The 23,146-nt window shown below is 60.1% G+C and carries 25 protein-coding genes; 16 read left to right on the top strand and 9 right to left on the bottom strand.

Annotated elements, in window-relative coordinates:
- Window positions 1-22 precede the first annotated feature (22 nt).
- Window positions 23-1,153 (top strand): L-threonine dehydrogenase, encoded by a 1,131-nt coding sequence (gene yiaY, locus H2Z84_RS09735; protein WP_181835824.1) that lies wholly within the window; start codon window positions 23-25, stop codon window positions 1,151-1,153.
- Between the two features lie 57 nt (window positions 1,154-1,210).
- On the opposite strand, the gene H2Z84_RS09740 is transcribed toward yiaY, so the two are convergent.
- Entirely contained in the window at window positions 1,211-2,134 is a 924-nt protein-coding gene (locus H2Z84_RS09740; protein ID WP_181835825.1) for a LysR family transcriptional regulator, read from the bottom strand.
- A 92-nt stretch (window positions 2,135-2,226) separates the two neighbouring features.
- Here H2Z84_RS09740 and H2Z84_RS09745 point away from each other — a divergent pair, with 92 nt between their 5' ends.
- Window positions 2,227-3,003: a sulfite exporter TauE/SafE family protein gene (locus H2Z84_RS09745; RefSeq protein ID WP_199052548.1), complete on the top strand. Its 777-nt coding sequence runs from the start codon at window positions 2,227-2,229 to the stop codon at window positions 3,001-3,003.
- Between the two features lie 79 nt (window positions 3,004-3,082).
- On the opposite strand, the gene H2Z84_RS09750 is transcribed toward H2Z84_RS09745, so the two are convergent.
- Window positions 3,083-3,397, bottom strand: coding sequence for a YMGG-like glycine zipper-containing protein (locus H2Z84_RS09750; RefSeq protein WP_181835826.1), 315 nt, complete (start codon window positions 3,395-3,397; stop codon window positions 3,083-3,085).
- A gap of 280 nt (window positions 3,398-3,677) precedes the next feature.
- On the bottom strand, window positions 3,678-4,010 hold the full coding sequence (locus H2Z84_RS09755; RefSeq protein ID WP_181835827.1) for a DUF2249 domain-containing protein: 333 nt from the start codon (window positions 4,008-4,010) through the stop codon (window positions 3,678-3,680).
- Between the two features lie 151 nt (window positions 4,011-4,161).
- On the opposite strand from H2Z84_RS09755, the gene H2Z84_RS09760 reads away from it, so the two are divergent.
- Genes H2Z84_RS09760 through H2Z84_RS09780 form a run of 5 tightly spaced genes read left to right on the top strand, consistent with a single transcriptional unit; the run spans window position 4,162 to window position 8,009 of the window.
- Entirely contained in the window at window positions 4,162-4,485 is a 324-nt protein-coding gene (locus tag H2Z84_RS09760; RefSeq protein WP_181835828.1) for a helix-hairpin-helix domain-containing protein, read from the top strand.
- A 6-nt stretch (window positions 4,486-4,491) separates the two neighbouring features.
- Entirely contained in the window at window positions 4,492-5,127 is a 636-nt protein-coding gene (locus tag H2Z84_RS09765; protein WP_181835829.1) for a paraquat-inducible protein A, read from the top strand.
- On the top strand, window positions 5,109-5,750 hold the full coding sequence (locus H2Z84_RS09770) for a paraquat-inducible protein A (protein WP_181835830.1): 642 nt from the start codon (window positions 5,109-5,111) through the stop codon (window positions 5,748-5,750). The genes H2Z84_RS09765 and H2Z84_RS09770 overlap by 19 nt, the downstream gene beginning before the upstream one ends.
- Window positions 5,743-7,401: a PqiB family protein gene (locus H2Z84_RS09775; RefSeq protein WP_181835831.1), complete on the top strand. Its 1,659-nt coding sequence runs from the start codon at window positions 5,743-5,745 to the stop codon at window positions 7,399-7,401. The genes H2Z84_RS09770 and H2Z84_RS09775 overlap by 8 nt, the downstream gene beginning before the upstream one ends.
- Window positions 7,398-8,009: a PqiC family protein gene (locus tag H2Z84_RS09780; RefSeq protein WP_181835832.1), complete on the top strand. Its 612-nt coding sequence runs from the start codon at window positions 7,398-7,400 to the stop codon at window positions 8,007-8,009. The genes H2Z84_RS09775 and H2Z84_RS09780 overlap by 4 nt, the downstream gene beginning before the upstream one ends.
- Here H2Z84_RS09780 and H2Z84_RS09785 read toward each other — a convergent pair.
- The gene (locus tag H2Z84_RS09785; protein WP_181835833.1) at window positions 8,006-9,511 is read right to left on the bottom strand and encodes an amidase; all 1,506 of its coding nucleotides are present in this window, start codon (window positions 9,509-9,511) and stop codon (window positions 8,006-8,008) included. The genes H2Z84_RS09780 and H2Z84_RS09785 overlap by 4 nt on opposite strands.
- Before the next feature lie 222 nt (window positions 9,512-9,733).
- On the opposite strand from H2Z84_RS09785, the gene H2Z84_RS09790 reads away from it, so the two are divergent.
- The 5 genes from H2Z84_RS09790 (at window position 9,734) to H2Z84_RS09810 (ending at window position 14,191) form a co-directional block, all read left to right on the top strand.
- Window positions 9,734-9,946, top strand: coding sequence for an EamA family transporter (locus tag H2Z84_RS09790; protein ID WP_181835834.1), 213 nt, complete (start codon window positions 9,734-9,736; stop codon window positions 9,944-9,946).
- On the top strand, window positions 9,943-10,692 hold the full coding sequence (locus H2Z84_RS09795; RefSeq protein ID WP_181835835.1) for a DMT family transporter: 750 nt from the start codon (window positions 9,943-9,945) through the stop codon (window positions 10,690-10,692). The genes H2Z84_RS09790 and H2Z84_RS09795 overlap by 4 nt, the downstream gene beginning before the upstream one ends.
- A gap of 459 nt (window positions 10,693-11,151) precedes the next feature.
- Window positions 11,152-11,880, top strand: coding sequence for a pseudouridine synthase (locus tag H2Z84_RS09800; RefSeq protein WP_181835836.1), 729 nt, complete (start codon window positions 11,152-11,154; stop codon window positions 11,878-11,880).
- Between the two features lie 100 nt (window positions 11,881-11,980).
- Window positions 11,981-12,916, top strand: a complete 936-nt coding sequence (locus tag H2Z84_RS09805) for an alpha/beta fold hydrolase (RefSeq protein WP_181835837.1) — start codon at window positions 11,981-11,983, stop codon at window positions 12,914-12,916.
- Between the two features lie 216 nt (window positions 12,917-13,132).
- Window positions 13,133-14,191: a hypothetical protein gene (locus tag H2Z84_RS09810; RefSeq protein WP_181835838.1), complete on the top strand. Its 1,059-nt coding sequence runs from the start codon at window positions 13,133-13,135 to the stop codon at window positions 14,189-14,191.
- Here H2Z84_RS09810 and H2Z84_RS09815 read toward each other — a convergent pair.
- Window positions 14,183-14,563 (bottom strand): putative zinc-binding protein, encoded by a 381-nt coding sequence (locus tag H2Z84_RS09815; protein ID WP_181835839.1) that lies wholly within the window; start codon window positions 14,561-14,563, stop codon window positions 14,183-14,185. The genes H2Z84_RS09810 and H2Z84_RS09815 overlap by 9 nt on opposite strands.
- A gap of 57 nt (window positions 14,564-14,620) precedes the next feature.
- Window positions 14,621-15,838: an alkaline phosphatase family protein gene (locus H2Z84_RS09820; RefSeq protein WP_181835840.1), complete on the bottom strand. Its 1,218-nt coding sequence runs from the start codon at window positions 15,836-15,838 to the stop codon at window positions 14,621-14,623.
- Between the two features lie 79 nt (window positions 15,839-15,917).
- On the opposite strand from H2Z84_RS09820, the gene H2Z84_RS09825 reads away from it, so the two are divergent.
- The gene (locus tag H2Z84_RS09825; RefSeq protein WP_181835841.1) at window positions 15,918-16,265 is read left to right on the top strand and encodes a YkgJ family cysteine cluster protein; all 348 of its coding nucleotides are present in this window, start codon (window positions 15,918-15,920) and stop codon (window positions 16,263-16,265) included.
- Between the two features lie 238 nt (window positions 16,266-16,503).
- Here H2Z84_RS09825 and H2Z84_RS09830 read toward each other — a convergent pair whose 3' ends face one another.
- Both H2Z84_RS09830 and H2Z84_RS09835 read right to left on the bottom strand, forming a co-directional pair.
- Entirely contained in the window at window positions 16,504-17,685 is a 1,182-nt protein-coding gene (locus tag H2Z84_RS09830) for an acetyl-CoA C-acetyltransferase (protein ID WP_103525060.1), read from the bottom strand.
- 84 nt (window positions 17,686-17,769) lie between these two features.
- On the bottom strand, window positions 17,770-19,473 hold the full coding sequence (locus H2Z84_RS09835) for a PHA/PHB synthase family protein (RefSeq protein ID WP_439823302.1): 1,704 nt from the start codon (window positions 19,471-19,473) through the stop codon (window positions 17,770-17,772).
- A gap of 447 nt (window positions 19,474-19,920) precedes the next feature.
- On the opposite strand from H2Z84_RS09835, the gene H2Z84_RS09840 reads away from it, so the two are divergent.
- Genes H2Z84_RS09840 through H2Z84_RS09850 form a run of 3 tightly spaced genes read left to right on the top strand, consistent with a single transcriptional unit; the run spans window position 19,921 to window position 22,225 of the window.
- Complete coding sequence (locus H2Z84_RS09840) at window positions 19,921-20,574, top strand: fumarylacetoacetate hydrolase family protein (RefSeq protein WP_181835843.1); 654 nt, start codon at window positions 19,921-19,923, stop codon at window positions 20,572-20,574.
- On the top strand, window positions 20,571-20,978 hold the full coding sequence (locus tag H2Z84_RS09845; protein ID WP_181835844.1) for an RNA-binding S4 domain-containing protein: 408 nt from the start codon (window positions 20,571-20,573) through the stop codon (window positions 20,976-20,978). The genes H2Z84_RS09840 and H2Z84_RS09845 overlap by 4 nt, the downstream gene beginning before the upstream one ends.
- A gap of 56 nt (window positions 20,979-21,034) precedes the next feature.
- On the top strand, window positions 21,035-22,225 hold the full coding sequence (locus H2Z84_RS09850; RefSeq protein ID WP_181835845.1) for an MFS transporter: 1,191 nt from the start codon (window positions 21,035-21,037) through the stop codon (window positions 22,223-22,225).
- On the opposite strand, the gene H2Z84_RS09855 is transcribed toward H2Z84_RS09850, so the two are convergent.
- Window positions 22,209-22,991, bottom strand: a complete 783-nt coding sequence (locus H2Z84_RS09855) for a helix-turn-helix transcriptional regulator (RefSeq protein ID WP_181835846.1) — start codon at window positions 22,989-22,991, stop codon at window positions 22,209-22,211. The two genes, H2Z84_RS09850 and H2Z84_RS09855, sit on opposite strands and share 17 nt — an antisense overlap.
- Between the last annotated feature and the right edge of the window lie 155 nt (window positions 22,992-23,146).

Raw genomic sequence — 23,146 nt, forward strand, 5'->3', positions numbered from 1 at the left:
AACCCACCACGAGGAGATCATCATGGCCATCAGTGCATTCTTCATTCCTTCCGTCAATCTGATGGGAGCGGGCTGTCTGCAACAGGCAGTCGACAGCATGCAGGCGCAGGGTTTCAAACGTGCGCTGATCGTGACCGATGCCGGTCTGGTCAAGACCGGTCTGGCGGCGAAAGTCAGCACGCTGCTGGCTGCGGCGGATATCCAGTCCGTGGTATTTGACGGCGTGCATCCCAATCCGACCTGCGCCAATGTCAATGCCGGCCTGGCCTTGCTCAAGGAAAAACAGTGTGATGTGGTGATTTCGCTGGGTGGCGGTTCGCCGCACGACTGTGCCAAGGGTATTGCCCTGGTCGCCGTCAATGGCGGCAAGATTCAGGACTACGAGGGCGTGGACAAGTCGGCCAAGCCGCAGCTGCCGCTGGTGGCCATCAATACCACGGCCGGCACCGCCAGCGAAATGACCCGCTTCTGCATCATCACCGACGAGTCGCGCCACATCAAGATGGCCATTGTCGACAAGCACACCACGCCTATCCTGTCGGTAAACGACCCGGAAACCATGGCCGGCATGCCGCCTTCGCTGACCGCTGCCACCGGCATGGATGCGCTCACCCATGCCGTCGAGGCTTATGTGTCGACTATTGCCACGCCGATTACCGATGCCTGCGCGCTCAAGGCCATCAGCCTGATCGTCGCCTTTCTGCCGCGTGCCGTGGAAAACGGCCAGGATATGGAAGCGCGTGAACAAATGGCCTATGCCCAGTTCCTCGCCGGCATGGCTTTCAACAATGCCTCGCTGGGTTATGTGCATGCGATGGCGCACCAGTTGGGCGGTTTTTACGACCTGCCGCACGGCGTGTGCAATGCAGTGCTGCTGCCGCACGTGCAAGTGTTCAACAGCAAGGTGGCGGCTGCGCGGCTGGCGGATGTCGGTGTGGCGCTGGGGGTGAAAGCCAGTGCGGAGGAGGCGATTCAGGCTATCCGCACTCTGGCGGCCAAGGTGGGCATTCCGGCCGGTCTGACCCAGCTGGGCGTGAAAGAGCAAGATATCCCGGTACTGGCCACCAATGCCTTGAAGGATGCTTGTGGCTTTACCAATCCGGTACAAGCCACGCATGAAGAAATCTGCGCCATCTACCGCGCAGCCATGTAAGCCGCGTGTAGTCTGCTGCAGTGAGCAGGGCCGGCCATGCCGGCCCTTTTGCATGCGTCATGGTGCTGGGTGGTGGCCAAAACCGGCCGCCTGGGCTGTGTTGCGGATGGCATCCAGCACCAGTCTGGCCTTGCGCGGAATGCGCCGGCTGGCAAATACCGCATGCATCTGCGCATCTTCGCCGCGGCTGGACACGATGCGGTAGTCAGGGCACAGCCGTGTCAGGTGGCCACTGGCCACCAGCGGTTCGGCCAGCCAGTCACCCATGCGGGCTATGCCCCAGCCGGCCAGCGCTGCCTGCAGCACGGCATTGCCGGAACTCACCCGATGACTGGCATTCAGGTTGAGGCTGACCTGATGGGTATCCGAGACGAAATTCCAGGCTTTCAGGATGCGCGGCGCAGCATGAATCAGGATGGCGTGATCGGTCAGCTCTTCTGGCTGTAGCGGCAGGCCGCGACTGGCAACATAGGCCGGGCTGGCATATAGCCGGCGTTGATAAGGCCATAGCGGAAAGCCGATCAGCTCGCTGGAGGCGGGATAGGCACCACGAATGCTGAAGTCCAGCTTTTCGCGGATAGGCTCCAGAATGGTGTCGCTGTACAGGATGTCAAACCGCAGTTGCGGATTGTGTTCCGCCAGCTGCTGCAGGATGGCAGGCAGGAAATGGCTGGCCATCACCTCTGGTGCAGAAAAGCGCAGCCAACCGCGTGGCGTGCTGCCCAGCGCCGCCAGGTCGTCTTCCACTTCTTCCTGTAATTGCAGCATCTGGCGTGCGGTATCGTAATAGGCTTCGCCGGCCATGGTCAGGCTGACCTGTTTTTGCGAGCGGGCCAGCAGGCTGCTGCCCAGGCTTTCCTCCAGCGCCTGGACGGCGCGGGTGGCGGTACTGGGTGAGGTGCCCAGCTGACGCGCCGCCGAGACGAAGCTCTTGCGTTCCACCACGGCGCAGAATACCTGCAGCTCCCATAACAGCTTCATTGATTTGGCCTTGATTGCAGAAATTGCAATACGGTATTGCAAGCATGCAGCCAGGGCAAGCCCTACAATGGCTGCATTATCAGGAGGCAGTCATGTTGTTGACCTTGGGGTTTTTGTGTTTTTTTTCTTTCATGGCCGGTCTGATCGATGCGGCCGTGGGTGGTGGTGGTCTGATCCAGACGCCGGCGCTGTTCAACTTCCTGCCGCAGTACTCGGCAGCCACGCTGTTTGGCACCAACAAGATGTCATCGGCGGTGGGCACCTTGTCGGCAACGCGGTCTTATCTGCAGCGGGTACGCCTGCCATGGAAGCTGGTGATTCCAGCCGCCATCACTGCCTTCATCATGTCCTTTGCCGGGGCGGCTACGGTCAATGCCATTCCCAAGTCGGTGATCCGCCCGCTGGTATTGGTACTGTTGGTGCTGATGGCCATGTATACTTTGTGGAAAAAGGACTTTGGCAAACTGCACAAGCCGGTGACGATAGGGCGGCGCGAAATGGCGGTGGGCATGGCCATTGGCGGGGCCATCGGTTTTTATGATGGCCTGTTCGGACCGGGTACCGGCAGCTTCCTGATCTTCCTGTTCATCCGCTTTTTCGCCTTTGACTTTCTGCATGCCTCGGCCGCGGCCAAGGTGGTCAATCTCACCACCAATGTGGCGGCACTGGCCTTTTTCATTCCCACCGGCAATGTGCTGTTCCAGTACGCCATTCCCATGGCCGGCTTCAATGTGCTGGGCGCGATGACCGGCTCCTGGGTAGCCATGAAAAAGGGCGCTGGCTTCGTCCGTATCCTGTTTCTGTTGCTGACCACGGTGCTGATCGGCAAGCTGGCCTGGGACATGCTGCAACCCTGGCTGCATGGCTGAGCCTGGCATGCCGGCCGGGCGAAAAAAGACCACGCGTAACGGCGTGGTCTTTTTTTGTCTTGTTGCGTACGGGAGAGACTCAGTCGTGCTTGTCCCAGCCGCGATGACGACCATTATCATGGTGATGATGGCGGTGATGGCGGCGTCCTTCATCACGTGCCGGTGCTGCCGGTCGGTCTTCGTGCTGATTCTTGGTGGTGATGGCCACGCCGGTGGCGCCGCCTACTGCGCTGCCAATGATGGCGCCGTTGCGGCCACCTACCGCATTACCCACCGCAGCGCCTGCGGCACCGCCCACTGCACCACCAAGAATCGCATCTGTTGTCGAGCCAGCCTGGGCTGCCGTAGCGGCCAGGCTGAGGGCAATCACCGAAATCCATTTGTTCATTTGCATGATTCGCTAATCCACTGTGTAAGTGGCGGCAGTCTAGTAAGGGCTGGGTAAAACCGACAAGCAGTGAAATGTTAGCAAGTATTGAAAAGCGTTTACCTGATAATGATCATGGTATTTCTGTGCGCAATATTTATTCTAATTATCTGTTTTTAAAATGTTTTATATGCCACGTTGCGGTGGTGGTTTTATAACAATCTGTTACAGAGTCAGGCCGGATAAATGCGCAGACCCTGCAACAGCCATTGTCATGCCGCTTGGACGCAGCTTGTCGATGCGGGTATTACTGGCCGGAGCAGCCACAACCGCCGCCGCCACCGCCGCAACCACCGGCGTTGGCTGGCGCAGCTTCCTGCTGTTGACCCAGGCTGATCTGGAATTCGATCACGATCATCTCCGGCAAGCGGTCAACATAGCGATAGCTGATCTGCTGTGCATAGCGCTGGGCAATCTGCTCCAGCAGCGGCAGCGGATCGTGATCGTTGACAAAGCGCATGATATCGCCATCGTGCAGGCTTTCCAGTGCCGCAAAAATGGCAGCGTGGCGAAAGCGCTTGGCAATACCGCGAGCATCAAACAGATAGCTGGTATTCAGTTGAGGGGATAGTGTAGTCACGTTGATCTTCCGGCTTGAGGGAGTGAAGCCAGGATTTTGTCGCAGTCCGACGGTAGGCCTCCTTGAGGCAGGATAAGAAAATCTGCTCCGCAAGCCGTCCAAGCAGCCGCTGTTGTTTTAAGATATCGGCATTATCGTGAGGAGAACAGGCATGCACCCTGCACGCTGCCCGCCAGCCAGCGAGGCCGTTAATTTATTGCAATTGCCTAATGTCGGGCCGGCCATGGCAGCGGATTTGTACTTGCTGGGGTATGACAGCCCGCAATCACTGCGCCAGGCTGATCCCTATGCGCTTTACCTGGCCCTGTGCCAGCAAACCGGCAAGCGGCATGATCCTTGCGTGCTGGATGTTTTTATCGCGGTCACCCATTACCTGCAGCAGGATCAGGCCCTGCCGTGGTGGCATTTCACCGCACAGCGCAAGGCCGAGCTTGCCGGCCGGGCTGTCGGCCCCGCATGGCCGCTTGTACAATAGCCAGCCATGATGAACTCTCTCGCTTCCCAAGCAGATTCTCCGGTGCTGGCCTGCCACGAGTGCGATCTGCTGCAGACCGCGCCCGCACATGCTGCTTACGGTGTCTGCTGTGCCCGCTGCGGCTGCCGCTTGTTGCCCGGCCCCAGCTATCAGCCGGCCACTTCGCTGGCGCTTGTGCTGGCCGGCCTGCTGGTATTCATTCTGGCCAATGTCTTCCCCGTAGTCGGGCTGGAAGCCGGCGGTGTACGCACCGCCACCACCTTGCTTGGCACCGCCTGGCAGCTGGCGCAGCAGCAGATGCAGCCGGTGGCGCTGCTTATCCTGCTGACGGGCGTGTTGCTGCCTGGTCTGGAGCTGCTCTGCCTGCTCTATCTGTTGCTGCCGCTGACACTGGGGCATGCACCGCGTGGCTTTGCCGCCGTGATGCGCCTGGTGCGCATCCTGCATCCCTGGGGCATGGTCGAGGTTTTTTTGCTGGGTGTGCTGGTGTCGCTGGTCAAGCTGGCCCACATGGCTGCTGTGCATCCCGGCATCGGCCTGTGGTCGTTTTTCGCCCTTATTCTGCTGTTGGCGGGCAGCGCCAGCCGTTTTGATGCCGGCTTGCTATGGGAGCGCTATCAGGCATGCCGCGCTACCCGCTGAAGACCGCTGCCCGCCACGGTTTGTGGAGCTGTCACGGCTGCAATCTGTTATGCCGCCTGCCGGCTGCTGCGCAACAGTCAGCCTGGCATTGCCCGCGCTGTGGCGCAGCACTGCACCGACGCAAGCCGCACAGCCTGCAATATGCCTGGGCCTTCCTGATCGCTGCGATAATCTGCTATATCCCGGCTAATCTGCTACCCATCATGCTCACCGACATGCTGTCGGGTACCCAGCGCGACACCATCATGAGCGGGGTAGTGTATCTATGGCAGGGTGGTTCCTGGCCACTGGCGCTGGTGGTGTTCATTGCCAGCGTACTGGTGCCCTTATTGAAGATTCTGTCCATGCTGCTGCTGCTGCTCACCGTGCACTGGCGCTCGCGTTGGGCACCACGCCAGCGCACCCGCTTGTATCGCTTGCTGGAAGTGGTGGGGCCGTGGTCGATGCTGGATATTTATGTCGTTGGCCTGCTGGTGGCACTGGTGCAGTTGCAGTCGCTGGCCACCATCAAGGCCGGGCCGGGGGCGATTGCCTTTGGTGCCGTGGTGGTACTGACCATGTTGTCGGCCATGTATTTTGATCCCAGACTGATCTGGGATGTTTTCGAGGATGATGATGAGTGACAAGCACATAGCGCAGACCGCGGATGAAGGTCTGCCCGTCCAGCCAGATGCCGTGCCATTGGCGGTGGCCGACCCCAACCGCCCCAGCCGCTGGTCACCTTCGCTGGTCTGGCTGATTCCGCTGGTGGCGGCCTTGATTGGTGGCTATCTGGCGGTGCAGGCTATTCTGTCGCGCGGGCCGACCATTACCATTACCTTCCGCAGTGGTGAGGGGCTGGAGGCTGGCAAGACCCGCATCAAGTACAAGGATGTGGAAATCGGCGAAGTCACTGCGGTACGCATCAGCCCGGATAGCAAGAATATCGAAGCCACCGCTCAACTGAGCAAGGAGGCCGAGCGCTTTCTGGCGCGCGACAGCCGTTTCTGGATCGTGCGGCCGCGTATCGCCGGTGGCAGCGTGTCCGGTCTGGGTACGCTGTTGTCCGGCGCCTATGTCGGTATGGATGCGGGCAAGAGCAGCGAGATGAGCCAGCACTTTACCGGACTGGAAGTGCCGCCGATTCTCACCGGCGATCTGCCCGGCCGCCAGTTTGTCCTCAAGGCCACGGAGCTGGGGTCGCTGGACATCGGCGCGCCAGTCTATTTTCGACGGGTGCCGGTGGGCCAGGTGGTGGCTTACCAGTTGGACAAGAAGGGCCGCAGCGTTGATATCACCGTGTTCATCAACGCGCCGTATGATCACTTTGTCACCGATGACAGTCGTTTCTGGCACGCCAGCGGAGTGGATCTGTCGGTCTCGGCCAATGGCCTTAAAGTGAATACCCAGTCGCTTAGCGCCATCATGCTGGGCGGGGTGGCATTCGAAACCCCGACCAGCGTGCAAGAGAGCAAGCCGGCCGCGGCCAGTAGCACCTTCTCCCTGTCCAATACCCGCGATCAGGCGATGCAGTCGCCCGATCATGAGGTCGTGCCGCTGCAATTGAAATTCCAGCAATCGGTACGTGGCCTCGCCGTGGGCGCTCCCGTGGACTTCCGCGGCATCATCATTGGCGAAGTCACCAGTATCAGCATGGAATATGATGCGCCACGCAAAGACTTCAACATGCTGGTGGATATCCGCATCTACCCCAGCCGTTTGCTGAGCATGTCGCGCAATCTGGACGAAGCCAGGCTGCATCAGCTGAAACTGGAAAAAATGGTGGAGCACGGCATGCGCGCACAACTGCGCTCCGGCAGTCTGCTGACCGGCCAGCTGTACGTGGCACTGGATTTCTTCCGAGACGCCAAACCAGCACGGCTGGAACACGGCCAGGGTATGGATGTGCTGCCCACCATTCCGGGCGATCTGGAAGAGCTGCAGGGCGTGCTGCAACGTATTGCCCGCAAGCTGGACAAGGTGCCGTTCGACAGTATCGGCAAGGAGCTGGACGGCACCATCAAGGAGCTGCATGCCACACTGGCCGCCACCCGCCAGCTGGGCGAAAGCCTGGATGGCAAGGTGGTCCCGCAAACTCTGCAAACGCTGCAGCAGTTGCAGCGCACGCTGGATGCCGCCAACCAGACCCTGCAAGCCAATTCGCCGCTGCAGCAGGACGTACGCAAGGCCGCACAGGAAGTCAGCGACACCGCACGCAGCTTCCGCGCGTTGAGTGATTATCTGGACCGCCACCCGGAAGCGCTGATCCGTGGCAAGCAGGAAAGCAAACCATGAGCAAGAACACCCTTATCCGTACCGCAAGTGGCCTGCTACTGGGGCTGGTGCTGGCCGGCTGCAGCTCGGCCCCGCTGCATTACTATCAGTTGCAGGCTGGCCTGCCCGCACAGGGCGTGCCGCAGGCTGGTGCGGTGATCCTGGTGGAGGCGGTCAGCCTGCCCGCCAGTGTGGACCGGCCGCAATTGCTGTTGGAAGACCGTCAGGGACAGCCGCAGATCCAGGAGCGCGACTACTGGACGGCCAGCCTGTCACGGCTGCTGACGCAGGCGCTGGCGCTCAATGTGTCGCGCCAATTGGGGTTGTCGGGTGTCTATGCCGCGCCGCAACTGAGTCTGGCGCGGGCCGATCTGACCTTGCAGCTGGATGTGCGCGAGTTCCGCTTGCAGCCGGGGCAGGGCGCATTGCTGACTGCCGCCTGGCGTATTGTCCGGCATGGCCAGGCTGCACCAGTGCTGCAAGGCTATTTCAGCCAGCGCCAGCCAGTAAGCGGCAGCGAACAGGCGGCCTTGGTGGTGGCGCAGCAGGTGCTGCTGGATAGCGTGAGCCGCCAGATTGCCGATGCCCTGGCAGCCCACCCGGACTGGCTGCGAGCGACTGCAGGCTAGCCCTGTTGTCGTGGCGGACGGCGCTGGAACCAGGGCTGCGTCTGTTCCAGTTGTGCCGCCAGTTGCAGCAGCAGGGCCTCCTTGCCGTAAGCTGCCACCATTTGCGTGCCGATGGGCAGATTGGCCTCATTCCAGAACAGTGGCACGCTCATTGCCGGCTGGCCGCTCATATTGAAGGGAATGGTCCAGCCGATGTATTCCATCAGCTTGCGTGAATGCTCTGGTACCAGACGGCTTAGCTTCAGCGTCCAGTCCCAGCCCAGATGCCCCAGCAACAGCGTGGACAGGGATTGTTCAAAGCGCGAGGTGGCCAGTGCGCCGATAGCTGCCGGTGGCTGATTCAGTACCGGCGTCACCAACACATCGTAGCGCTGATGGAATGCCTGCATGATGCGGCCCTGGCGCAGGGCAAAGTCACGCATCCAGGCAAATTCGCCCGCCGACAGCAGCTCGCCGTAACGGGCCAGCGTCCAGCTGTCGGCTTCAACCAGACGGAAATCAGCCTTGCGTCCACATAGCCGCTGGCTGTTGCGCATCAGGCAGGCCAGTTCGCCGCAAATCATCACCAGCATCGCATGGCACATTTCCTCAGCGCTGCCCAGCGCCGGGTGGGCCTCTTCCACTTCATGGCCCAGATCGCGCAGCAGGCGCAGGCTGTGACTGAGCGCAGCCTCGCCATCGGCATGCAGCTTGCCACCTAGAAACGGCTGGCGGGTAAAGGCAATGCGCAGCTTGCCGATGGGTTGTTGCAGGCTGGCCAGAAACGAGGTTTCCGGCAGCGGGCAATGATAGGCATCGCCCGCGTCAAAGCCCTTGCACAGGATGTCCAGCATGGCCGCACTGTCGCGCACGCTGCGGGTCAAGGCGTGTTCGCTGGCATAGCCTTGCCACAGTTCGGAAGTGTGCGGGCCGCAGGGCGAGCGGCCACGGCTGGGCTTCAGACCAAACAGCCCGCAGTTGGATGCCGGGATGCGGATGGAACCGCCACCGTCGCCACCATGGGCAATGGGTACCATACCGGTTGCCACGGCTGCCGCCGAGCCACCGCTGGAGCCGCCACAAGTCCGGCTGTTGTCCCAGGGGTTGCGGGTGGTACCGCTGAGCCTGGATTCGGTATAGGGATAAAGGCCAAACTCCGGCGTGGTGGTCTTGCCGGCGAAAATCAGCCCGGCCTGGCGGTAACGACGGATCAGTTCACTATCCTCGGTGGCGACATGATCCTGGAACAATCGGCTACCGCTGCGCGTGGGACAGCCCTGGATGTCGGCCTGCAAGTCCTTGATCAGGATAGGCAGGCCGGCCAAGGGGCTGGCACCCGCGCGTTGTAGCTGGCGGGCCGCTTGTTCATCCAGGCGCAGCAGCACGGCATTGACCGCCGGATTGTGCAAATCCATCCGCTCTTGGGCGGCGCGCAATAAATCGGCAGTGCTGATCTCACCCTTTTGCAGCAGGGCGGCCAGAGCGATGCCGTCGAGGTTTTCGTATTCAGGGAAAAATGCCATGGAGACCACCGGGCTATGCAATCCGGATAGCATAGCTTCTTCTGCTTCTTGCTCCAAGAAGGAGTGGTTGCCTACGATTGCGAGTATTTTTATTATTGTAAAATTAAAATCTATATATTTAAAAAAATAAGCACTATTAATTTATTTTAATATTTTAAATGGCAATATTGTTTAAGTTTGTTTGGGTAGAATTTCTGCCATTACCCATCTCGCTACATCATCATGTCCCGTTCAAGTTCCCAGTCTTCCCGCGTGGCTTATCTGCTGTTGGTACTCACCATGTTGCTGTGGTCGACCAACTTTGTCATTGCCCGTGCCATTCATGGCCAGATCGGTCCTTTCGGGCTGGCCTTCGGCCGCTGGGCCATCGCCTTGCTCTGCCTGTTGCCGTTTGGCTTGCCTCGGCTGGCCCGGGCCTGGCCTGGCCTTTGTTGAGGCTGCAGTGGCAAAAGCTGCTGCTACTGGGCGTGTTCGGTATCGGGCTGACCAATACGCTGGTCTATGTTGCTGTGCGTAGCACCACGGCCACCAATGCGGTCATTCTCAACAGCGCCACGCCGATGATGGTGCTGGTACTGGGCTCGCTGTACTTCCGGCAGCGGCTGAGCCGGCGTCAGTGGGCTGGCATGGGCCTGGCACTGGCAGGGGCCTTGCTGATCGTGCTGAAGGAAAATCTGCTGGGTATGAGCCATTTTCAGTTCAGTCACGGTGATCTGCTGGTACTGGCTGCCGGACTGTGCTGGGCGGTGTATACGCTTGGTCTGCGTACCTTGTTGCCGGGGCTGGACCCGCTAGTCATGATGATGGTGCTGTTGCTGGTGGGCGAAGCGATACTACTGCCGGCTTTTGTGGCGGAAACCTGGCAGGCCGGAGGTTTTCATCTGCTGTCCGGCCCCATCATGGGCTGTTTGCTGTATCTGGGTGTTTTCCCGTCGGTGCTGGCCTTCCTGATGTACAACCGCGCCATTGCCCAGGTGGGCGCGGCCAAGGCAGCGGCTTTTCTCTATCTGATGCCGGCCTTCGGTGCGCTGCAGTCCATCCTGCTGCTGGGGGAGGATTTGCGTTGGTATCATGTGGCTGGCTTGGCTGCTATTTTCTCGGGTATTGTGCTCGGTTCGCTCAGCCGTGGCACGGTTGCTGCCACTCCACGCCCGCCGACAGAACTGTCGGCCGCCAAGTAATGTGGTTTTGACTACGGATTTTTACGGATGGTTAAAAGTGTAAACAGCGACTAAAGTTAGCTCTGTTGGCAGTGCCCGTACTTATTGGATCTCCTGTAGTACCTGCCAACCTTATTTTTGCTTGTTGTTGAAGTACCTCTGGCTTTTGTTCCTCTTCAGTATTGGCTATACCTCGGCCCGGTGAATCCTCCCCGACTCACCGGGCATTTTCTTGTCCGCTGTCATCCTCGGTTATTCTTTTTTTGCATCATGTCTGATGTCGGAATGACGCTGCCGCCAGTGCTCAGCCATGGTGGTGTCAGGCTGAATCCGCGTAAATCATGGTCAGTCGCCGGTCTATCCCCTACAATGGCGGCAGATCAACAGCGGCTGTGCCGATGGCGGCATGCAGCGAACGGGAATGGCCCGTGGCGGCATGACACCCGGTGCTACCCGCTTTTTTTATTACAGGATTATCCAATGGAACCCGTGCGCCTTTCCAAGCGTATGGCCGAGCTGGGCATCTGTTCCCGTCGTGAGGCGGACAGCTATATCGAGCAAGGCTGGGTCAAGGTAGACGGCGAAGTGGCCGTGCTTGGCCAGAAAGTGCTGCCGCACAACACCATCGAAGTACTGAAGAAGGCGCAGGATGCGCAAGCTTCCCGCGTCACCATCCTGCTGAACAAGCCGATGGGCTATGTCTCCGGCCAGGCAGAAAAGGGTTATCAACCGGCGGTAACGTTGGTGAAGCCAGACAATCACTGGACAGAAGACCCCAGCAAGAAGCGCTTCATTCCTGCCCATCTGCGTGGTCTGGCTCCGGCCGGGCGGCTGGATATCGATTCGGTCGGCCTGCTGGTGCTGACGCAGGATGGTCGTGTCGCCAAGCACATCATCGGCGAGAACTCCGAGGTGGAAAAGGAATACCTGGTCCGTGTGACCGGGGAGCTGGACGAGCGTGGCCTGGCCCTGCTCAATCATGGTCTGTCGCTGGATGGCGAGGCACTGAAGCCGGCTGAAGTTGCCTGGCAGAACGAAGACCAGTTGCGCTTTATCCTGCGCGAAGGCAAGAAGCGCCAGATTCGCCGCATGTGCGAGCTGGTAGGCTTGCGCGTGGTGGGGCTGAAGCGTATCCGCATCGGCACCATCAAACTGGGCAATTTGCCGACCGGGCAATGGCGTTACCTGCGTGATGACGAAATGTTCTGAGCGACGACAGGTGTCGGGCAAACACGGCGACGGAATGGTCGCCGTTTTGCATGGTGCGGCTGACTTGGATTTGTAAGGAGGGCATGACATCATCACTAGCATGAACGCCTATCTCATTCTCTTGTTGTTGCTTGCAGCCGTGGTACTGGCCTGCTGTTTTCCTTCTGCTACCGGCCAGTATATGGTGCGGATTTATTTGCGACTGGCCGGCTTTCACAGCCGTCGCTTGTCGCTGGAGCAGGGTGAACTGGCCTTTCTGGAGGGCGGGCAGGGCAGCAGCGTGTTGCTGATTCACGGTTTCGGCGGGGATGGTCCGGCTAGTTGGGGGCGGGTGATGGCCGGGCTGGTCCGGCGTCACCATGTGCTGGTGCCAGACTTGCTGTGGTTCGGCCGCAGCCATGCCGCTACAGCCCCTTCGCTGCTGGCGCAGGCTGACGCGCTGGAGGCACTGATTCGTGCTCGTATCAGCGGCCCCGTACAGCTGGTGGGCTTGTCCTACGGCGGCTTTGTTGCGCTGGAGCTGGCGCGGCGTTTGCCGCAGCAGGTGTCGCAGCTGGTGATCATGGCTTCACCTGGCATGGTGTATACCCCGGAGGATCAGCAAGATTTGCTGCTACGTGCTCAGGTGGCGTCAGCCGAGCAGCTGTTTGTGCCGGACGATCCACAGGGCGTGGCGCGCATGATGGCAATGGTGGGAAGCCCGCTGGCCCGTGCGCCGCAGTTCTTGCTGAAGGATGTCTGGCAATTCTATTACCGTGACCGCGCGCCGCAGTTGCGCGCGCTGATGCAGGAACTGGCGACTCGCCAGCAACAGCATCTGGAGCGCCATAGCCAGCCACTGACCATGCCGGTTGCCATTGTCTGGGGCTCACAGGACGAGATTTTCCCACTGGATATTGGCCAGCGGCTGGCCCTGCTGCTGGATGCGCCGCTGATTACCATCGATGGTGGCACGCATGTGCTGCCGGTGGTATTCGCTGTGCAGACGCTGGCGGCCTTGCAAGAGATTTTGCAAGGCAGTTCGCCACAAGTTTGATGCTGCGCTACAGCACACCGGTAAAATCCTGGCATGCTGTATCAGGCCGCTCTGCTCGGCCTGCGGTATTGGGCGGGCTGATGTTCTGGCTGTCTGCGCCGCTTCTTCCCGCCTGTGCCGCAGCAGGCAAAAATCCTGAATGTGCGGGAGCATGATCATAATCCGCTACTGCAGGCCTTGGTCTGGCCTGTAGTTTGTTGTGAAGGGAGTCTGCCGATGTTCGATTGGCTATGGCAAAAACTGGAGCTGGATGCGGCGTCCCGGCAGCGCAAGGCCACCTTGTTGCAGGCCATTGAGGCCGTGGTGGATGGCAGCGATGCCCGTTTGCGGCTGTTGTCTGGCTATCAGCAGCGCTTGCTGCCCGGCATGCGGCGTTCGCTGGACTATCTGGCCAGCCTGCCTTGGCAGCGCATTGAGCCGGTCGAGTTGTCCTTGCGCGGTTTCGCGACCGACCGGCGCCTTGGCCTGCTGTTTTCCAGCCCGCTCAGCCTGTTGCTGTTCCTCAAGAGTAGCTCCGCACTGGAAGACTTTTTCCTGTCGGCCAGCAAGGGGGACGATGCCTGGGCCATGATGAGCATGAACCGCAGCGAGACGGCCCGTTTCGGTATGACCGAGTTCAACGGAGAAGTGCGTAGCGATGTGGCACAGCTGGTGGTCAGTTTCGATCAGCACCGCTTGATGGACCCCTCGGCAAATCAGGAAGACTTGCAACAAAACGTCAGTCAGCGCGGGCTGGCGGTGTTGGTGGCCGTCATTGGCCGACGTCTGCGCTTGATGCAGCAGATGCGCCTGGATCTGCAAAGCGAGTTGGAGCAGGTGCAACTGAAACTGCTGACGCTTTCACGCGGCGGCGGCAAGGTGATTGATGCCACCGGCAATGTCTCTTCCGGCGCGGCAAGCCTGCCAGCGGATGAGCCAGGTTTGCGCCAGCGGGAAGCCGCGTTGCAGCAGCAGTTGCAGCCGCTGGCTGGCCTGGCCGAACTGAGCGGCATACTGGATGTGGTGTGCCAAGTGCTGGAGCAGCCTGCAGCATTTTTCCGTATCGAGGCTGAAACCATCTACCTCAACCGCATGGGCGTACGGCATGAGCGGCCAGCTGCCGACGACGTGACCGCCCTCAGCTACGAACACGTGGTGCTGGGTCAATTGCAGCCGGTCTCCCGTGCCATCATGCCGGTGCATGTCAATCGCCAGCAATTGCGCGAGCTGGAACAGCAGTTTGCCGACGAACTGGCCAGCCTGCAGCAGCAACAGCAACAAAGCGGTTTATTCTGATGATGCCTTGGTCAGGCTATTGGCCAGAGTGCTGAGCATGGGCCAGATTTCCTCGGCCTGTTCTGCCGCGTAAGCCTGGTGCTTGCGCTTGATGACCCCTAGCTCTGACAGTAACAGCGTGCGGTCTGCCGTGACGTCGATCTGCTGCAGACATGCCTGTACACAGGCCAGTTTGCAGCCATCCAATGCCAGCACTGGCCGGCCGGATTGGGCCAGTCTGACCAGTGCGGCCACACCTCCCCCTACACCGGCGATGCAGGACATCTCGGCTAATCCTGCGCAGTCCAGTCGCAGGGCAAGATCGTTAGCCATCTGGGCAGCACTGGAGCAGCCGGAACAGGCATAGACCAAGGGAAGATTCGGCTTTGTCATGCCCCATTGTGCGTTGTGGACTCCTGCCAATGGTATTCGCCACAGGAAGGATGGGCGCTAATCCTTCCGGGGTAGGCGCACGATGAGTGGCACGGTCATTTCTGCTGCGGTCACGCCGCCGTGCTGGCCGGGCAGGTATAGCGGTTTTTCCTGAGGCAGCGTATCGCGAATACTCCAGTCGTCCTTGGCCAGCAGGCAGACCTCACCAATCCGCTGCGCCAGTTGCGGATGCTGCGGGCCAGGGCCGAAGGCGCCGCCAGCCAGCAGCTGCGTACTCTCGATCACCCAGTAGGCATGGCCTATCTGCTGTTGTGCCAGGCTGATGAAGCGCTCCTGCAAACCGGGCCTGAGATGGCAAAACACAGCGCGGCGTTCGCCGGACAAGGGTTGGTCCAGCATGGCGTACAGCGCGGGAAACGCTTCGTCCAGGCTGATCTGCCGCTGACGTGGTGTGTCGACAAAGCCATGATCCGCTGTGACCAGCAGGGCGCAATCCGTCTGCTCGGCAATGGCGGCCAGGCTGGAGAATCCTTGGTCAATCTGGGCGAATAGCGCACGAACTGCACCGTTTTGCGTGCCGTGACGGTGCATCAGGCTATCCAGTTGCGGCAGATAGAGATAATGAAAACATGGTGCGGATGCCGTTTGCAGACTGAGGGCCAGCAGCTTGAAAGCCTCGTCTATGCTGCGATAACTGCGGCGATGGGCCGAGCCCGCATGGTGCAGGCTGTAGGGCGAGTCGGCGATGTAGTGCGGTTGCATTATCTGCACCCGCCGGCCAAATTGTGGCAGCAAGGGCGGGCACACCAGCAAGTGTTCGGCTAGTTGCTGCGGAGTGGACGCGCTGTCGGCCGGATGGCGCACGGTGAGCGGTAGCGGTGCGACGATTTCTGCTGGAGCATTGCTGCCACTATCGCTGTACAGATGCCAACCCACCAGACCATGGCTGGCGGAGGACTGGCCGGTCATCAGGCTGGTAATCGCCGCTGCGGTGGTGGCAGGGAAAACCGAAGTCAGCGTGGTGAGCTGGTGTCGGTGCAAATGGCTGTGTGGTCCCAGCTCTGCTAGTTGCCGGCTGCCCAGCCCGTCGATCAGGATCAATACTACATGGCGATGCCGGCCAATGCCCGCCAGCCATGGCTGGTAGAGTCCCGCTATATCGGTCTGTGGACCACCCAGTTCGGTCGACAGACTGGCGATCAGATTGAGCAAGCTGCCGCCCCGGTAGTCGGGCCAGTGGCTGCCGGGGCAGAGAGTAGAAAGCAAGGTAGGCATGCAAGGCTCGCAAGGCTGCTGAATTTCCTCCAGCTTACAGGCATACTGTGGCCACTTGAATTTTCTGTTTTCCATCGTCATGTCTTCATCTGAGCAAAACATATGCCAACGCTGCGGTGCCTGTTGCGCGGCATTTCGTGTCAGCTTTCATCATTCCGAACTGGATAGTGAGCCGGGTGGCTGGGTGCCGGCGCGATTGGCCGATGAGGAAACCCGCAGCACCGTACGCATGCGTGGCACAGATTATGCCCGCCCGCGCTGCATTGCCCTGATCGGCCGGGTGGGAGAGTCGGTCAGCTGCGGCATCTATAGTGAGCGGCCGTCACCTTGTCGCGAATTTGGCGCACGTGCCAGCATCGGTGTGTACGAAGAAGCATGTAATCGGGCACGTGCCCAGCATGGCTTGCCACCACTACAACTGGACTGAAGGCCGGTTATATTGCGCTGGGAAATTTCTTGCCCCCATCTATGCTGAAAAAACCTCCCAGGCAGTGCCGCAGAGTGGATTGCCTGGTGGTGTGAAGTCTCCACCTCGGTCAGCCAGCAGGGCGGTTGACCGAACCTGCCCCGGCCAGTGTGCCGGGGCTTTTTTGCGGGCGGGCCATCCATGAAAAAACCGGGCAGTGCACCCGGTTTGTTGGTACGGCAAGTGCAGTTTATGTAGCTTACGGACGTTCCACTGCCAGTGCAACACCCATGCCGCCACCGATACACAGGGTAGCCAGGCCTTTCTTGGCATCGCGACGCTGCATTTCGTGCAGCAGGGTAACCAGTACGCGGCAGCCGGATGCGCCAATCGGGTGGCCCAGTGCAATGGCTCCACCGTTGACGTTCACCTTGTCGGCAGACCAGCCCAGTTCACGCGCTACACCCAGTGCTTGTGCAGCAAAGGCTTCGTTGGCTTCTACCAGATCCAGTTGCTCGACAGTCCAGCCAGCTTTCTCCACGGCCTTGCGAGTGGCGGCAACCGGGCCGATACCCATGATTTCCGGGGCGCAGCCGGTGAGGGCATAACCACGAATCACCGCCAGCGGCTTCAGGCCCAGTTGGTCGGCCTTGGCTGCCGTCATCAGCATGACGGCGGCAGCGCCATCATTGATGCCGGAGGCGTTGCCGGCGGTGACGGTGCCATCTTTCTTGAAGGCCGGGCGCAGTTTGGCCAGGGTCTCGGCCGTGGTACCGGCCTTGATGTATTCGTCGGCATCAACTGCCACCGGATCACCCTTGCGCTGCGGTACCAGTACCGGAACGATTTCGTCCTTGAACTTGCCAGCTTTCTGGGCGGCTTCAGCGCGGTTTTGCGAGGCCAGTGCCAGCGCGTCCTGCTCTTCGCGGCTGATGCCGTATTTTTCGGCCACGTTTTCGGCAGTGATGCCCATGTGGTACTGGTTGTAGGCATCGGTCAGGCCGTCGGCCACCATGGTGTCCACCAGTTGGGCATTGCCCATGCGGAAACCATCACGCGAACCCGGCAGGATGTGCGGCGACAGCGACATGCTTTCCTGGCCACCGGCAATCACGATTTCGGCATCGCCATTGGCAATGGCCTGAGCGGCCAGATGCACGGCGCGCAGGCCGGAGCCGCAAACTACATTGAGGGTGGAGGCCGGGGTGGAGATGGGCAGGCCGGCCTTGATCAGAGCCTGGCGTGCCGGGTTCTGGCCTGCACCGGCGGTAAGCACCTGACCCAGAATGACTTCGCTGACGTCTTCCGGCTTGACGCCGGTCTGGGCCAGCAGGCCCTTGATGACGGTCGCGCCCAGTTCCGGAGCCGGAACCTTGGCCAGTGCACCACCAAAGCTGCCTACGGCAGTACGCAGGGCTGCAACAATTACGACATCTTGCATAGTTAATTCTCCGTTATGGTTTTGGGGTGGGGTGGCCCCTGTCTGGAGCCAGTGCCCGGCGTTCATGCGCCGGGCATCAGGTGATTATTGCAGGCTGGCTACCGTGCTGGGCATGGCCTTGGCCAGGACGTAAGTGCCAGGTGCAGCCACCAGTGCCGGGAATTCCTTGCTGCCGGCAGTCTTGGGGGCGGCAACCTTTTTGCCGGATTGCGGAGCAAGCCAGTTGTCCCAGTCTTTCCACCAGCTACCCGGGCGGCTTTCCGCGCCTTCCAGCCAGGCTTCCGGGTCGTCTACCAGGTTTTCATTCACCCAGTAGTTGCGCTTGTCCTTGGTCACCGGGTTGATGGAGCCAGCGATGTGGCCGGATGCGCCCAGCACGAAGCGGCGCGACGGGGCACCGGTCAGGTACTTGATGCCGGAGAAAGCCGATTTCCACGGTACGATGTGGTCTTCGCGTGCAGCGAACACGTACAGCGGGATGTCCAGCTTGCTGATGTCGATGGGTACGTCGCACAGGGTGATGGCATTTTTCTTCACCAGTGCATTGTTCAGGTAGAACTGGCGCAGGAAGAAGGTATGCATCGGCAGCGGCAGGTCGACTGCGTCGTTGTTCCAGTACAAGAGATCGAACGGAGCCGGAGTCTTGCCCATCAGGTAGTTGTTGACCACATAGTTCCACACCAGATCGTTGGCGCGCAGACTGGCAAAGGTACGGCCGATTTCCTTGCCGCTGATAATGCCGCCATGGGCCAGCTTGGCCTCGCGGCTCTGTACCAGCTTGTCATCGATGAAGACCTTGATCTCACCCGGATCTTCGTGGTCGATCAGCGAGGTCATGAAGGTGGCGCTGTCGATCAGCTTGATCCCCTTGGCCTGCATGACACACAGCGAGGTATTGAGGATGACGCCACCGACACAGAAGCCCAGTGCGTTCATGCTGGGCTGCTTGGTGATTTTCTTCACGGTTTCTGCCGCCGCAATCACGCCCTTCTCGATATAGCTTTCCCAGGTGAAATGCTTCATTTCCGGGACGGCAGAACGCCAGCTGATCAGGAAGACCTTGTAACCCTGGGCGACAAAGTGACGCACCATGGAGTTGTCCGGCTGCAGGTCCATCAGGTAGTACTTGTTGATGCAGGGCGGTACGATCAGCAGCGGCTTTTCGTACACTTCGGTGGTGGTCGGGGTGTACTGGATCAGTTCGATCAGCTCATTGCGGAACACCACTTCGCCAGGGGTGGTGGCGATATTCTTGCCGATCTCGAACTTGCTTTCGTCCGACATCGAGATATGGCCCTTCTGGAAATCGTCGGCCATGTTCTTCATGCCTTCTACCAGGCTTTCGCCCTTGGTTTCCAGCGCCCGCTTGATCACTTCCGGGTTGGTCAGCATGAAGTTGGTGGGGGCCATCGCGTCCAGATATTGGCGGGTGGCAAAAGCCAGCTTTTCCTTGGATTCTTCTTCCAGCTGGGATTGGTCGACCAGCTCGGTCATCCATTTGGATGTTTGCAGATAGCTTTGCTTGAGGAAACTGTAGAAGGGATGCTCATTCCATTCCGGTGCGGAGAAGCGGCGGTCACCGGTGGGTGCTGCTGGTGCAGCGCCTGCAGCGGGAGCCTTCTGGCCCAGAAACTGCATCCACATATTCATCTGTTGCTGGTACAGATTGGTTTGCATGGCCAGTAGTTGATTGGTGTTGTTCACCATCTGGTTCCAGGCACCGGAAATCGGATTGGCTGCCGCGTCCAGCGGCATGCCTGCGGTCATCGAATTGACAAACTGCTGCATCCACTGCTGATTGGCCTCGGAGAGGCTGGAGAAGAAGCTCTCCAGGGATGTGGTCGTGTCCTGAGTCAAGGTAAATCTCCTTAACATGCCGTGAGAGGTGGATGGATACGTCCTGCCCTGGCTGGTCGGGGGGGCCGCCGCCAGGGGGTACTCGCTGACTGTAACAGGACTGTATGACATTTTCACCGGGTGAAGGTAGGCCGGATGGAAAAAATCCACAGCGAGGGAAGGGCTGTTGCGGCAATGCACAAATCATGTCCATGTCCTTAACCCAATTGCCCTAAAGTATGTCCCCCTGCTGCTACAGTCCGGTAGTACCGGCAGAAACGACATAGTGCTACATGCTAACAGACTACACGGCCAAAATGACAAAAGGATAAATGTCGCATTGCCCCAAATGCGGCTACATCTGGGATAATCGATGGCCTGAATTGGGAGAATTTCACTATGGCAGTGGTCAGACTGGATGGTGTCGAGCAGCATGTCGGCAATATTTTCTGCATCGGGCGCAATTACGCCGCCCATGTGGCCGAACTGGGCAATCAGCAGGAAGAAGAACCGCTGGTGTTTCTCAAGCCCACTTCCGCTCTTACGCTGAGCGGGCAGGACATCGTGCTGCCTGCCTATTCTGCAGATGTTCACCATGAGTGTGAGCTGGTGCTGCTGATTGGCAAGGGTGGCAATGACATTCCCGAAGTAGACGCCTTGTCCCACATTACCGGCCTCGGTATTGGTCTGGACCTGACGGCGCGCGATGTACAGAGCGAGGCCAAAAAAGGCGGCAAGCCGTGGACCAAGGCCAAGGGTTTTCGCCATGCGGCCTGCGTGTCGGACTTTGTCGCGGCTGAGTCAGTCGCTGCCGGCCAGCCGTTTACCTTCAGCCTGCAAGTGAATGGTGCTATCCGCCAGCGCGGGGATACCAGCCTGCTGCTGTTTCCGCTGGCCACCATCATCAGTTATCTGTCGCAAGTTTATGGGCTGAACGAAGGTGACCTGATTTATACCGGCACCCCGCAGGGCGTGGCTGCCTTGCAGCCGGGAGATGTCGTGCAGGCACAGCTGGATGGCCTGGTGACTGCCGACTGGACGGTGTCCGCATGAGTCGGCAAACCCAGGCGGAAGACGACGACAAGGTACGGCTGGACAAATGGCTGTGGGCTGCCCGCTTTTACAAAACGCGCCAACTGGCGCACGAGGCGCTGGAGCTGGGGCGGGTGCTGGTGGGCGGCGAGCGGGTCAAGGCTTCGCGCATTGTGCGTGAGGGCGATGAGCTGCTGCTGCGTATCAACCAGCTGGAATATCATGTCACCGTGCTGCAACTGGCCACCCAGCGTCGTCCGGCCAAAGAGGCGGTGCTGTTATACCGTGAGGACGAGGCGGGACGGCAGGCACGCGAGGAGCGCATGCTGCTGCTCAAGGCCGAGCATGCCAGTTTCCCGCATGGCGATGGCCGTCCCACCAAGAAAGCCCGGCGCGATATCTCGCGCTTCAAGGGCACCCTGTAATCCCAAGCACATCATGCCCGGTGGGTATGGTGTGTTGCCTGTCTGATTGTGGTCTGATGTCTGCTCCATCTGCTGTTTCCGGTGTTGCCACCCCTTCGCTGCGACCGTTTGCGCTGTTCTATTTTGCCTATTTCGCCTTTCAGGGCTTGTTCGGGCCGTTTTGGGGGCTGTACCTGGAGTCTTTGTCTTTCTCTGCCTTGCAGATTTCCGTGCTGATGGCCCTGTCCACGCTGGCACGTATTGCCGCGCCCGGATTCTGGGGTTGGCTGGCCGACCGCCAGGGGCGTCGCCGGGCGATTATCATCAGCACCTCGCTGTGTTCGGCGCTGGCTTTTGCCTTTGTCGGCCTGGGGCAGGGCTTCTGGTGGATTTTCATCAGTCTGGCGGTATCGCACTTCTTCTGGGCTGGTGCACTGCCACTGGTCGAGGCCAGTACCGCTTACCTGACACGGGCGCAGCCGGGGCGCTACAGCCGGGTGCGGGTGTGGGGGTCCATCGGTTTTGTCTGCCTGTCGATGGTGGGCGGCTATGTGCTCGACCTGATCCATCTGGCCAATCTGCCGTGGGCGCTGTTGTTCTTGCTGGTGCTGATTGTGCTGGCAGGCTGGTATGTGCCGGATGTGGCTGCGCAGCGCCAGCAGACTGCCGCGGCTCCCATCTGGCACACGCTGCGCCAGCCCAAGGTGCTGGCCCTGTTTGGCTGCTGCTTTCTGATGGCGTATGCGCACGGGCCTTACTACACCTTCTATTCCATTGGCCTGCGCCATGCTGGTTACGATAAGGGTGCCATCGGCCTGTTGTGGTCGGTGGGGGTAATCAGTGAAATCCTGGTATTCCTGTTGATGCCGCGCATCATGGGGCGCTTTTCGCTGGAGCGGCTGATGCTGGCGTCCTTGCTGACTGCGGTGCTGCGCTTCCTGCTGATTGCCACGGTGGTCGACCATCCCGCATGGGCAGTACTGGCGCAAAGCATGCACGCGCTGACTTTCGGCCTGCATCACGCAACGTCTGTGGGCCTGATTCACCGCTTTTTCGCCGAGCAGCATCAGGGGCGGGCGCAGGGGCTGTACATCATTGCCTCCTTCGGCATCGGTGGCAGCACCGGTGGGCTGGTTGGCGGCGTGTTGTGGCCGCATGGTGGCATGTTGCCCACCTTTGGCATGTCGGTGCTGGCGGCGGCGTTGGGTGCGCTGCTGTGCTGGCGCTATTTGCGGCCACAGGCGGCGCGGCTTACTGCAGCAGCATGATGAGCTTCAGTTCGGGCGAGGCTGCCAGATTCAGAGTCAGCTGCTGATAGATCAGTCGGCCGCGCTGTGGATGGTTGAAGGCGCGCTCACCCCCTTCGCGGCCTTGTACATCGTGCTGTTGCCACAGGCTGTCGAATTCCGCACTGCCCAGCCGCAGTGTGTCCACCCATTGCTGGATGGTGCTTTCTTCCAGCCGTTCTCCGGCATCGGCGCGAAACTCCGCCACCATGCGTCTGGCGCGGGTTGGCCAGTCTTCCACCAGTTGTCGCGAGGCTGGTTGCAGGAACATGAAATCCAGCAGATTGTGTCGCGCCAGCGGCTGGTCCAGCCAGCCGCAGAACAAATCCTGCGCCAGGGCATTCCAGGCCAGCGCATTCCAGTTGCCATCCAGCACATAGGCGGGGCTCGCGATCACTTCGACCGCCGTGGCCAGTGCCTCCCGTGCTTGCGGATTGCGCTCGGCCGGGCGTTCCTGTGGGTTTTTCAGTCCGGCCAGTTTGAACAGGTAATCGCGCTCGGCATGGGTCAGCAGCAGGGCATCGGCCAGTCGTGACAGCGTGGGGGCCGATACCGACTGGCTACGGCCCTGCTCAATCCAGGTCAGCCAGGTGGGGCTGATGCCGCACAGTGCCGCTACCTCCTCGCGTCGCAGGCCCTTGGCGCGGCGTCGGCTGCCCATCGGCAGGCCTGCCTGTTGCGGGCTGACCCGTTCACGGTGGGCGCGGATGAATTCGCCCAGCGGGCTGGTGGTCTTGCTCTGGCTCATGCGGATTCCTTGGCTTGTCCTGCTATTTAACGTAGTAGTGTTAGTACTAGTATAAATGCTTATCTTGTACTAGGAAAAAAGCTGCGCGATGATGTGTGCCAACAGTAGTCAGCATTCTGTGGCGCACAGCGGCCAAGGCGGTCAGGACAGCCTTG

The sequence above is a fragment of the Aquitalea aquatica genome, from assembly GCF_013911085.1.
Lineage (GTDB): Bacteria > Pseudomonadota > Gammaproteobacteria > Burkholderiales > Chromobacteriaceae > Aquitalea > Aquitalea aquatica.

Excerpts from the sequence above, each read along its gene's own strand:
- yiaY (WP_181835824.1), top strand. The coding sequence starts at position 23 with ATGGCCATCAGTGCATTCTTCATTCCTTCCGTCAATCTGATGGGAGCG.
- H2Z84_RS09740 (WP_181835825.1), bottom strand. The coding sequence starts at position 2,134 with ATGAAGCTGTTATGGGAGCTGCAGGTATTCTGCGCCGTGGTGGAACGC.
- H2Z84_RS09745 (WP_199052548.1), top strand. The coding sequence starts at position 2,227 with ATGTTGTTGACCTTGGGGTTTTTGTGTTTTTTTTCTTTCATGGCCGGT.
- H2Z84_RS09750 (WP_181835826.1), bottom strand. The coding sequence starts at position 3,397 with ATGCAAATGAACAAATGGATTTCGGTGATTGCCCTCAGCCTGGCCGCT.
- H2Z84_RS09760 (WP_181835828.1), top strand. The coding sequence starts at position 4,162 with ATGCACCCTGCACGCTGCCCGCCAGCCAGCGAGGCCGTTAATTTATTG.
- H2Z84_RS09765 (WP_181835829.1), top strand. The coding sequence starts at position 4,492 with ATGATGAACTCTCTCGCTTCCCAAGCAGATTCTCCGGTGCTGGCCTGC.
- H2Z84_RS09770 (WP_181835830.1), top strand. The coding sequence starts at position 5,109 with ATGCCGCGCTACCCGCTGAAGACCGCTGCCCGCCACGGTTTGTGGAGC.
- H2Z84_RS09775 (WP_181835831.1), top strand. The coding sequence starts at position 5,743 with ATGAGTGACAAGCACATAGCGCAGACCGCGGATGAAGGTCTGCCCGTC.
- H2Z84_RS09780 (WP_181835832.1), top strand. The coding sequence starts at position 7,398 with ATGAGCAAGAACACCCTTATCCGTACCGCAAGTGGCCTGCTACTGGGG.
- H2Z84_RS09785 (WP_181835833.1), bottom strand. The coding sequence starts at position 9,511 with ATGGCATTTTTCCCTGAATACGAAAACCTCGACGGCATCGCTCTGGCC.
- H2Z84_RS09790 (WP_181835834.1), top strand. The coding sequence starts at position 9,734 with ATGTCCCGTTCAAGTTCCCAGTCTTCCCGCGTGGCTTATCTGCTGTTG.
- H2Z84_RS09800 (WP_181835836.1), top strand. The coding sequence starts at position 11,152 with ATGGAACCCGTGCGCCTTTCCAAGCGTATGGCCGAGCTGGGCATCTGT.
- H2Z84_RS09805 (WP_181835837.1), top strand. The coding sequence starts at position 11,981 with ATGAACGCCTATCTCATTCTCTTGTTGTTGCTTGCAGCCGTGGTACTG.
- H2Z84_RS09810 (WP_181835838.1), top strand. The coding sequence starts at position 13,133 with ATGTTCGATTGGCTATGGCAAAAACTGGAGCTGGATGCGGCGTCCCGG.
- H2Z84_RS09815 (WP_181835839.1), bottom strand. The coding sequence starts at position 14,563 with ATGACAAAGCCGAATCTTCCCTTGGTCTATGCCTGTTCCGGCTGCTCC.
- H2Z84_RS09820 (WP_181835840.1), bottom strand. The coding sequence starts at position 15,838 with ATGCCTACCTTGCTTTCTACTCTCTGCCCCGGCAGCCACTGGCCCGAC.
- H2Z84_RS09825 (WP_181835841.1), top strand. The coding sequence starts at position 15,918 with ATGTCTTCATCTGAGCAAAACATATGCCAACGCTGCGGTGCCTGTTGC.
- H2Z84_RS09830 (WP_103525060.1), bottom strand. The coding sequence starts at position 17,685 with ATGCAAGATGTCGTAATTGTTGCAGCCCTGCGTACTGCCGTAGGCAGC.
- H2Z84_RS09835 (WP_439823302.1), bottom strand. The coding sequence starts at position 19,473 with ATGCAGCAGTTTGTCAATTCGATGACCGCAGGCATGCCGCTGGACGCG.
- H2Z84_RS09840 (WP_181835843.1), top strand. The coding sequence starts at position 19,921 with ATGGCAGTGGTCAGACTGGATGGTGTCGAGCAGCATGTCGGCAATATT.
- H2Z84_RS09845 (WP_181835844.1), top strand. The coding sequence starts at position 20,571 with ATGAGTCGGCAAACCCAGGCGGAAGACGACGACAAGGTACGGCTGGAC.
- H2Z84_RS09850 (WP_181835845.1), top strand. The coding sequence starts at position 21,035 with ATGTCTGCTCCATCTGCTGTTTCCGGTGTTGCCACCCCTTCGCTGCGA.
- H2Z84_RS09855 (WP_181835846.1), bottom strand. The coding sequence starts at position 22,991 with ATGAGCCAGAGCAAGACCACCAGCCCGCTGGGCGAATTCATCCGCGCC.